At 58.5% G+C, this 9,162-nt stretch carries 5 protein-coding genes; 3 read left to right on the forward strand and 2 right to left on the reverse strand.

Translation table 11 applies throughout. The features are described from left to right. The first annotated feature begins 123 nt into the window (after positions 1-123). The 3 genes from V5D86_RS09415 to V5D86_RS09425 all read left to right on the forward strand — a co-directional run bounded on the left by V5D86_RS09415 (position 124) and on the right by V5D86_RS09425 (position 5,639). The gene (locus V5D86_RS09415; protein ID WP_414596431.1) at positions 124-1,332 is read left to right on the forward strand and encodes an MFS transporter; all 1,209 of its coding nucleotides are present in this window, start codon (positions 124-126) and stop codon (positions 1,330-1,332) included. A 921-nt stretch (positions 1,333-2,253) separates the two neighbouring features. Next, on the forward strand, positions 2,254-3,891 hold the full coding sequence (locus tag V5D86_RS09420; protein ID WP_414596432.1) for an AAA family ATPase: 1,638 nt from the start codon (positions 2,254-2,256) through the stop codon (positions 3,889-3,891). A 110-nt stretch (positions 3,892-4,001) separates the two neighbouring features. After that, a complete protein-coding gene (locus tag V5D86_RS09425; RefSeq protein WP_414596433.1) occupies positions 4,002-5,639 on the forward strand; it encodes an AAA family ATPase in 1,638 nt (545 codons plus the stop codon). A 100-nt stretch (positions 5,640-5,739) separates the two neighbouring features. On the opposite strand, the gene V5D86_RS09430 is transcribed toward V5D86_RS09425, so the two are convergent. Together V5D86_RS09430 and V5D86_RS09435 are read right to left on the reverse strand one after the other, a co-directional pair. After that, entirely contained in the window at positions 5,740-7,191 is a 1,452-nt protein-coding gene (locus V5D86_RS09430; RefSeq protein ID WP_414596434.1) for a pyridoxal phosphate-dependent decarboxylase family protein, read from the reverse strand. Further along, entirely contained in the window at positions 7,172-8,515 is a 1,344-nt protein-coding gene (locus V5D86_RS09435) for a diaminobutyrate--2-oxoglutarate transaminase family protein (protein ID WP_414596435.1), read from the reverse strand. Before V5D86_RS09435 ends, V5D86_RS09430 begins: the two co-directional genes overlap by 20 nt. Between the last annotated feature and the right edge of the window lie 647 nt (positions 8,516-9,162).

The raw sequence follows: 9,162 nt of genomic DNA on the forward strand, positions 1-9,162 counted from the left end.
CAGATGTCGGCACAGATTCCAACGGAGTGTTAGGAAAACGGCCTGTTTCACACCCGGGACACCATCCCCAAGGCGCCTCCTCCGAATCTCTAGCTATTTATGCAAGGTCACATTGCCCGCGGTATGAACGGTAGGATCTCTGGCGCTTTCAAGCCTACCAGACTCACACTTGTATCGATGCTCCTGGCGTCGATGCTCATGCTCATGGGCGGCGCGGCGGTCGCCCCCGCCCTCCCCCTCATCCACGCGGCGTTCCCCGATCGGGACTTCGCCGTGTCCCTGGTGATCACCCTCCCGTCCCTCGCCGTCGGATGCACCGGGCTCGTCATCGGCTCCCTGGCCGACAGGTTCGGGAAGGTCAGGACCCTCGTGGTGTCCCTGATGGTGTTCACCATTGCCGGGGCCTCCAGCTTCCTCCTCGAAGACCTGAACGTGATCCTCGGCATGAGGTTCCTCGTCGGTATCGGTATAGCCGGGATAACCGCGACCGTCACGGCGCTCATGGCCGAGTACTACACCGGCATGGACCGCGTCAAGGTCCTGAGCTACCAGTCGGCCGCCATGGGGATCGGGGTCCTCGTCCTGGAGTACACCGGGGGGTCGCTCGCCGCCTACAGCTGGCACGAGCCGTTCCTGGTGTACCTCATCGGGATACCGATACTGCTCCTGTGCATACTGTCCATGAGGGAGCCCGAGAGGACGGTCCGCGCCAGCGCGGACGATGCGCCCCGTCAGGCGAACAGGCGGCTGATCCTGGTCTGCTACGCGGCCATCTTCGTCTGTCAGATGATGATGTTCCTGATTCCGACAAAGATCCCGACCTTCCTGGAGGACCCGGCCCTCCCCGACCATGTCTCCGCGTCGGTGGTCGGGCTGTTCCTCGGACTGAACGGCATAGTGAACACGATAGTGTCCCTGTTCTACAGGCGCATCGTATCCCGCATAAGGCCGTTCCTCATAATCGGGATGGGGTTCCTGCTGCTGGGCGTCGGCATGGTCATCCTGATGGTGTCGCCCACAGTCGGCACGGCGCTGGCCACGATGGTGCTGGTCGGTGCCGGGATGGGGATGGTGTCCCCGGCGATATCCAACACCCTGGCGGGCGAGGCCACCTCCTCCACGTCCGGGAAGATCATGGGAGGCTACTCGACGTTCCTGAACTTCGGGCAGTTCGCCATATCGCTGATCAGCGTCCCCCTGCTGGCGATGGTCGGCGGGAGCATTCCGGACATGTTCGCCGTCATGGGCGTGGCCGCGATCGTCGTGGCGATGCTGTTCGTGCTGTACTGTGCGAAGGACCGCAGGTTCTCCTCATCGGTCCCCGGGGCCTGAACGGAGGGGCACGGCCGCGAGGCCGTGCCCTATTCGGCCGTTTATGCGCGTGCGAGGAGGACGTCCCAGGAGACAGAGGGTACACTCCGTGGATCCCGAGCGCTTCGAGAAGATCCTGAGGAGATGACGATGCGATCGCTCGCATTCGTGGCCACAAGGTTCCGATGGTGCGGTCTTGGCGAAATGTCAAGAAATGTCAAGATATGTATAATTAGTAATTCGATTGAAATCCCTGTGTGGCCTCTGGATTTAGAGTCTGTCGGGTCAATGGGTCATCTGGACCCCGCATGATACGGTGACCGCGATACGGTCATGCCGGGAATCACGCACGCGTTCCGAGCCCACACGGTCCGGTATTATCATTGGGATGCGGGATGGGGGTGGTGTCGCGGCATCGGCCCGTTCGGGGGGAGAGCCCCTCGCGTAGGACGGGGGACACGGCGGAATACACATGCTAAGGCCGTCCCCCGGACCACGATACTGTCTTCCGGTGCCGCGACACCCCCGCGTCCGCATTTGGAATGGGGTCGGACCCGGATGCGATCGCATGTTGTACATCCGTTCCTGCGGTCATCATGCAGTTTATCACGCAATAACTCGTGAAAGGATCCTTCACGGAATGGGTGGGATCCACCACTCCAAGGCATCGTTCTCGATTATCGTTCATCTCATGACCTATTGTTCTTTCCATGGGGACAATGTCCACATCCGATGTTCCATCAGACCGCATCTGGCAGTCCTGTCGGTCAGACCTGCCTTTGCAGAATCTCGTGCATGGAGATGTTCGGGTTCGTGGCGTACCGGATGGGTAGGGGGCTGCATGGTTTCCAGACCATATGATGAGGTGATGATACGGGGTGATGGCAGAGGGACAGAAAGGTCACCAATAGTTATTTGACTACTAAGAGCATATGCGAAAGCATGAGGAAAATACCTGTCGGCATCCAGGATTTCAAGAAGCTGCGTGATGAGGACTACTACTATGTGGACAAGTCCGACCTCATAGCGCAGATCCTGGATGGGGGCGCCGAGGTGTATCTGTTCACCAGGCCAAGGAGGTTCGGGAAGTCCCTGAACCTCTCGATGATGGACGCGTTCCTCAACGTGAAGCACAAGGGCAACACATGGTTCGATGGCCTGAAGATCTCTGAGAGAGATGATCTTGGACCGAGGAAGAACGCATCCCCCGTCCTATACTTCGATTTCAAGGACCTCAACGTAGAATCTTACGACATGTTCATCTTGGGCATCAGGAACAAGGTGGCCAGACTATTCGATTCGTTCCGCGATGTCATCGATGAGAACACGTCCAATCTGTCGAGGGATGAGTTCAACAGCATATACAGGAAGGCCTCGGACATCGACACATTGTCCAGGTCCTTCCGCATCCTGACCGATCTCATACAGGAACATCACGGGAAGAAGGCGGTCGTCCTAATCGATGAATACGACAATCCGATCTGGAAAGCATACGGCAGGGATGATTTCAGGAGGATCCTGGATTTCATGGAGACAATGATCGGATTGTTGTTCAGGGAGAATGAATCTCTGGATTTCACCGTCATGATGAGTATGATGCATATCTCGAAAGGGAGCATGTCTCGGGAGTCCAACAGATTGCATATAAATGACGTACTGTCCACAGGATCCGATGAGATGTTCGCATTCACTCCTGATGAGGTCAGGAGACTGTGCGAGGACTACGGTCATCCGGAGAAGTACGAAGAGACCAAAATGTGGTATGGCGGGCACATCTTCGGTGATGCAGAGGTGTTCGACCCCTGGTTCGTCATGAATTATCTTGGTTCCGAATTCACCATGCCTCCGTTCTGGGCTGACACCTGCGGGTACTCGCTGGTCAAGCACTTGACTTCGAAAAGGGACGATGCAACCTCTGAGAACCTCCGCGTGCTCGCATCAGGCGGGACGGTCATGGAGAGGATCGACCCGAACGTTGTTTACGGCGACCTCCATTCAGATCCGGCAACCATCTACTCGATGATGGTCATGGCAGGCTATCTCAGAGCGGTTCCGAAAGGCAGCTGTCACGAGCTCTCGATACCCAACAGACATCTTTTCGGCATATTTGCCGAGATGATGGCCCGCGATCTGATCAGCGGCTCCAGCTCATTGTACAAGTTCACGGATTCCATCGTGAGTTGCGACACGAGGATGATGTCCTCGTCGCTCTACGAGATGATGTCGGAAGCAGTGGGATACAGGGTGTTGGACAACGAGCACTCATATCAGGCGTTCATCACGGGGGTCCTGATGTATCTCTCGGGGAGGTACAGAGTCACCGCCGACATGGAGGCGGGGAACGGGTACTACGACATCAGGTTGGAGCGCATCGTCGGCGACGGACCGAACATCCTAATCGAGATCACGCGCCGGCGCGACTCCGATGGGAGCAAGAGGACGGAAGAACTCGCAGAAGAGGCCCTTGCGCAGATCAAGAAGAAGGACTACATCCACGGTCTGAAGGGTGACACCATCCTCTACGGTGTGGCCTTCGACGGGAAGCTCCCGTCCGTGATCGCAGAACGCACCGTCCTGTGAACCGTTTGATTCAGACGGATCCCGTCACACATCGCATCATTGGATGGTGGACAAGGTCATGGACAAGCACTTTGCATAATTATATGACTATCGAGGGCATACGCAACAGCATGAGGAAGATACCCATCGGCATCCAGGATTTCAAGAAGCTGCGTGATGAGGACTACTACTATATGGACAAGTCCGACCTCATAGCGCAGATCCTGGATGGGGGTGCCGAGGTGTATCTGTTCACCAGGCCAAGGAGGTTCGGGAAGTCCCTGAACCTCTCGATGATGGACGCGTTCCTCAACGTGGAGCACAAGGGCAATACATGGTTCGATGGCCTCAGAATCTCTGAGAGAGATGACCTAGAGCCGAGGAAGAACGCATCCCCCGTCCTATACTTCGATTTCAAAGGGCTCTCGACAGGATCCTACGAGGATTTCATCAAGGATGTAGGCCTGGTGGTATCGGATCTATTCATCAAGTATACGTACGTGTTGGAACAGGATCTACACCCCACCAAGATCGAGTCGTACAGAAAATTGGAATCCATCTCACATGATGATTCCCTGCTGAAGCGCTCTTTCAGTCTGTTGATGGACCTCATGGAATCATATCACGGCTCGAAGGTCGTCGTTCTCATCGATGAATACGACAATCCCATCCAGAACGCCTATGGGACCGAGGATTTCCAGAGGATCCTGGATTTCATGAAGCTCACGCTCGAATCGATACTTAAAGGTAATAAGTCACTCGACTTTGCCGTTGTTACCGGCGTGATGCAGATCTCGAAGGAGAGCATATTCTCTGGACTCAATAATTCATACATCGACAACATATTGTCAACCGAATCCGACGAGATGTTCGGATTCACCCAGGTTGAGGTCAAGAGGCTGTGCGACGACTACGGCCATCCGGAGAGGTACGAGGAGGCGAAGGACTGGTACGACGGGTACGTGTTCGGCGATGCCGAGATATACAACCCATGGAGCGTTCTGAACTATGTGTCTAGAAAGTTCAAGCCGTTCCCGTATTGGGCGGGCACCAGCGGGAACTCGATAATCGAGGACCTGATGTCGAGGACAGGATATTCGACAGCTGTGAAACTGCGCATCCTGGCCTCCGGTGGTTCCATTAGAGAGGCGATCGATCCGACCATAGCGTACAGCGACCTTCGTTCCAACCAGACGGCGATATACTCGATGATGGCCATGGCAGGTTATCTGAAAGTTATCCCGAACGGGGAGCTATACGACCTGTCGATCCCCAACAGGGAGATGTTCGGGGTGTTCGCTAACATGCTGGTCCGTGGTCTGATCAACGGTTCCAGCTCATTGTACAAGTTCACGGATTCCATCGTGAGTTGTGATACGGATCTGATGTCCTTGTCACTCTACGAGCTGATGTCCGACACAGTCGGGTTCAGGGTGCTGGACAACGAGCACTCATACCAGGCGTTCATCACGGGGGTCCTGATGTACCTCTCGGGGAGGTACAGGGTCACTGCCGACATGGAGGCGGGGAACGGGTACTACGACATCAGGTTGGAACGCATCGTTGGTGACGGACCGAACATCCTGATCGAGATCAAGCGCCGGCGCGACTCCGATGGGAGCAAGAGGACGGAAGAACTCGCAGAAGAGGCCCTTGCGCAGATCAAGAAGAAGGACTACATCCACGGTCTGAAGGGTGACACCATCCTCTACGGTGTGGCCTTCGACGGGAAGCTCCCGTCCGTGATCGCAGAACGCACAGTCCTGTGAATCACCTTTGCAGCGGACCGCTGTCTTGTCCCGTCACGCGGCCATGACGGGAAGGTCGGGCAATTCCCGACCTCCCCGCTCCCTTGCATCAGAAGTTCGTTCACGAGCCGGAGCCGAGTGCCTTGATCCTCTCGATGATGGAATCTATCATCCCGTGGGTGAGGTTGGGGTTCAGAAGGGTGAACTTCAGCATCACCCTCCCGTCCTTGACGGTCTGGCCGATGACGGTCCCCTCCGATAGGAGGAGCCGTCTCACCCTCTTGTTGAGCTCGTCGCCGCCGACCAGGGCGAAGACCACCGAGGACATCTCGGGTTCCACCGGGACGATGAAGTCCCTGTCCGAGGAGATCCTCCCGTAGAAGTAGGAGGCGTTGCCCACAGCGGTGTCGATGATCCTCCCGAACCCGTCCATGCCCCGGGTCTGGAACGCCATGTACACCTTCAGGGCGTCGAAGCGACGCGTCGTCTGCATGGACTTCCCGACCAGGTTGATGTATCCGTCCTCCTCGTCCTCCTCGCGGTTGAGGTAGTCCGCGTGGAGCTCGAAGCATCTCAGCAGCTCCGCATCCCTGACGAGGATGGCGGAACAGGATATGGGCATCAGGAACATCTTGTGGAAGTCCACGGTGATGGAATCGCAGAGGGACAGGGCGGACACCCGGTCCCTGTACCGTTCGCTCATGATCAGTCCGGAGCCGTAGGCGGCATCGCCGTGGAGGTGCATACCGAAGCGGTCGCACAGCCTCCTCATCCCCGCCGCGTCGTCTATGGAGCCGAAATCGGTGGTCCCGAAGGTCGCCACCGCACAGTACGGGAGGAGCCCGGATGCCACGTCCTCCTCGAGCATCCTATCGAACGCCGCGAGGTCGATCCTGCACCTGTCGTCGACCGGTATCTTCCGGACGGCCGCATAGCCCATCCCGAGGATGTGGCTGGCCTTGTCCATCGAGAAGTGCGAGATCTCCGAGGTGTAGACGCGCAGCTTCCCGGATTCCGGGGGGAGCCCGTCCATCTTGACGTCCCACCCCAGCCTCTCCATGCAGTACCAGTCGCGGGCGGCGACGATGGCGGAGATGTTGGATTGGGACCCGCCGGAGGTGAAGCAGCCGTCCGAGGTCCCCTCCGGCAGGCCGAAGAGTCTCGCGAGCCCGCGGACCATGCTCTCCTCCAGCTCCGTGGCGGCGGGGCCCTGGTCCCAGCTGTCCATGCTGTCGTTGAAGCAGGATATGATCAGCTCGGAGCATATGGTCTCCGTGAGCACGGGGGAGTGCAGGTGGGGCATGTAGCTGGTGGACCAGGTGCGCAGGAGGTGCGGGAGGATGACCTCCTCCGTATCCTTCAGCACGGCCTCGAACCCCCTCCCGTGCTCGGGGAGGAATCCCAGTCCGTTAACCTTGTCCCTCAGGTCCTGGGGTTCGATCCCCGAGAACGCGCTTCCGTCGGAGAAGGAGCGGAAGACGGAGGCGAGGGTCTCGCGGATCATCTCCGAGAACCTCTCCCGCACGTCCTCGGACTCGGAGAGCAGCAGGGGTTCAGTTGCGGTATCTTTCATCGACTTCCCTCACGACCTTCTCGAATATCGTCATTGCGGCATTGATATCGGCATCGGAGATGTTGAGGGCGCAGAGGCACCTCATGACGGAGCCGTTGCGACCTCCCTTCTCCATGATGAACCCGTTCTCGAAGCACCCTCTCTGCACCAGGGTTGCGACCTTCCCGCTTGGCTCGGGGACCCCCATCAGGTCGAGGGGACCGTTCGGGTCGATGAACTCCACGCCGAACATCAGCCCCCTCCCGCGGACATCCCCGATGATGGAGACCTCCTGCTGGAGCCTGCGGATGCGGTCCATCATCATATCGCCCTTCCTGGAGACCTCGGCGAGGAACCCGGGGTCGCCGACTCTCCTCATGACGACGATCCCCGAGGCCATCGCGAGCTGGTTCCCGCGGAAGGTCCCCGCGTGCGCGCCGGGGCCCCATGCGTCGAGGTCCCTGTCGTAGACGACGACGGACAGGGGCTGCGACCCCCCGATGGCCTTCGAGATGAGGATGACGTCGGGGACGATGCCGGCGTGCTCGAAGGCGAACATCCTCCCGGAACGGCCCATCCCGGACTGGATCTCGTCGCAGATCAGGGGGATCCCGAGCTCCTTGGTGATCCTGCGCACGGCCTGCAGGAACTCCACGGGCGCGGGCACGACCCCTCCCTCTCCCTGGATGGGCTCGATGATGACTGCAGCGGGTCTGGTGACCCCGCTCTCGGGGTCCTTCAGGAGCCGTTCGAGATAGTTGATGCACGCTCTGGTCCCCGCCTCCCCGCCGATTCCCATCGGGCAGCGGTAGGAGTACGGGTAGGGCATGAACTGGACTCCGGGCATGACGTTGGCGACGCGGTCCTTGGCGTTGCAGTTCCCCGTGAGCGCCATGGCGCCGTGCCCCATCCCGTGGTACCCTCCGGAGAACGCTATGACGGTGCTCCTCCCGGTGGCGGTCTTGCAGAGCTTTATGGCCGCATCGGTGGCATCTGTCCCGGACGGGGAGCAGAACTGCACCTTCGCGCGGGATGCCATCCCTTTAGGGAGGATGGAGAACAGGGTCTCCACGAACATGTCCTTCAGGGGGGTTGCGAGGTCGAGTGCATGGAGGGCGGCACCGGACTGTATGAGGTCGACCATGGCCGCGTTGATCTCATCGTCATTATGTCCGAGGGCGAGGGTCCCCGCGCCGTTGAGGAAGTCGAGGTACTTGTTCCCCTCGACGTCCTCGATCCAGGACCCTTTGGCGGATGCTATGGCGAGGGGGAACCTGCGAGGGTAGCTTCTTGCAGAGGATTCGTACTCTGCCTGGTGATCGGTATAGTACAGATTCGAGTGCATTGGAAAGGGGATTTTCACAACGTAAAAAAAACATTCGTCTAATAGAACCGCAAATGATTGGATGATTAACAACAATACGTAGTAAAGGTTGGTGAAATGTTGCAAGCGATCGATCCCGAGAATCGGACTTCGGAAACACGACGGACATAGAGCAGAAACGGTGGCGGTATCAAAAGCGACCTTCATCGTGCACAGATGACGAACCAGGTTCGAGAACAGCCAACCCAATCATTCACACATGCTTCTTTGCGATGAGCTTCAATTATCTGCGATGGTCAGGGGCATTGGGCGCAGGCGCATCCGGCCCTGACAGCACCGTCTGGCAACCCTTCCTCCTTATTTAAACCCGCTGTCCCGGCGGAACCGTGCTCCCATCTCGAGAGCCCTGTCCGTAAAGTCCGATCCGTATCAGGGAGGGTGTGGGGTGGTGTCGCAGCATCGGCCCGTTCGGGGGGAGAGCCCCTAGCGTAAGACGGGGACGCGGCGGAATACACATGCTAAGGCCGTTCCCCGGATTGCGATACTGTCTTCCGATGCTGACGACACCATGGGGGACCGCCCCTTCGCATCGGGACGGGTGATTACTGTAATGGGTCCGGGGCCACCCCGCCCGGGGGGGCCCCGCCGCGCCCCGGGTTGGCTTCAGG

Origin of the sequence: Candidatus Methanoprimaticola sp. MG2 (assembly GCF_047501175.1) — an archaeon.
In the GTDB taxonomy this organism is placed as follows: domain Archaea; phylum Thermoplasmatota; class Thermoplasmata; order Methanomassiliicoccales; family Methanomethylophilaceae; genus Methanoprimaticola.

Excerpts from the sequence above, each read along its gene's own strand:
- V5D86_RS09415 (WP_414596431.1), top strand. The coding sequence starts at position 124 with ATGAACGGTAGGATCTCTGGCGCTTTCAAGCCTACCAGACTCACACTT.
- V5D86_RS09420 (WP_414596432.1), top strand. The coding sequence starts at position 2,254 with ATGAGGAAAATACCTGTCGGCATCCAGGATTTCAAGAAGCTGCGTGAT.
- V5D86_RS09425 (WP_414596433.1), top strand. The coding sequence starts at position 4,002 with ATGAGGAAGATACCCATCGGCATCCAGGATTTCAAGAAGCTGCGTGAT.
- V5D86_RS09430 (WP_414596434.1), bottom strand. The coding sequence starts at position 7,191 with ATGAAAGATACCGCAACTGAACCCCTGCTGCTCTCCGAGTCCGAGGAC.
- V5D86_RS09435 (WP_414596435.1), bottom strand. The coding sequence starts at position 8,515 with ATGCACTCGAATCTGTACTATACCGATCACCAGGCAGAGTACGAATCC.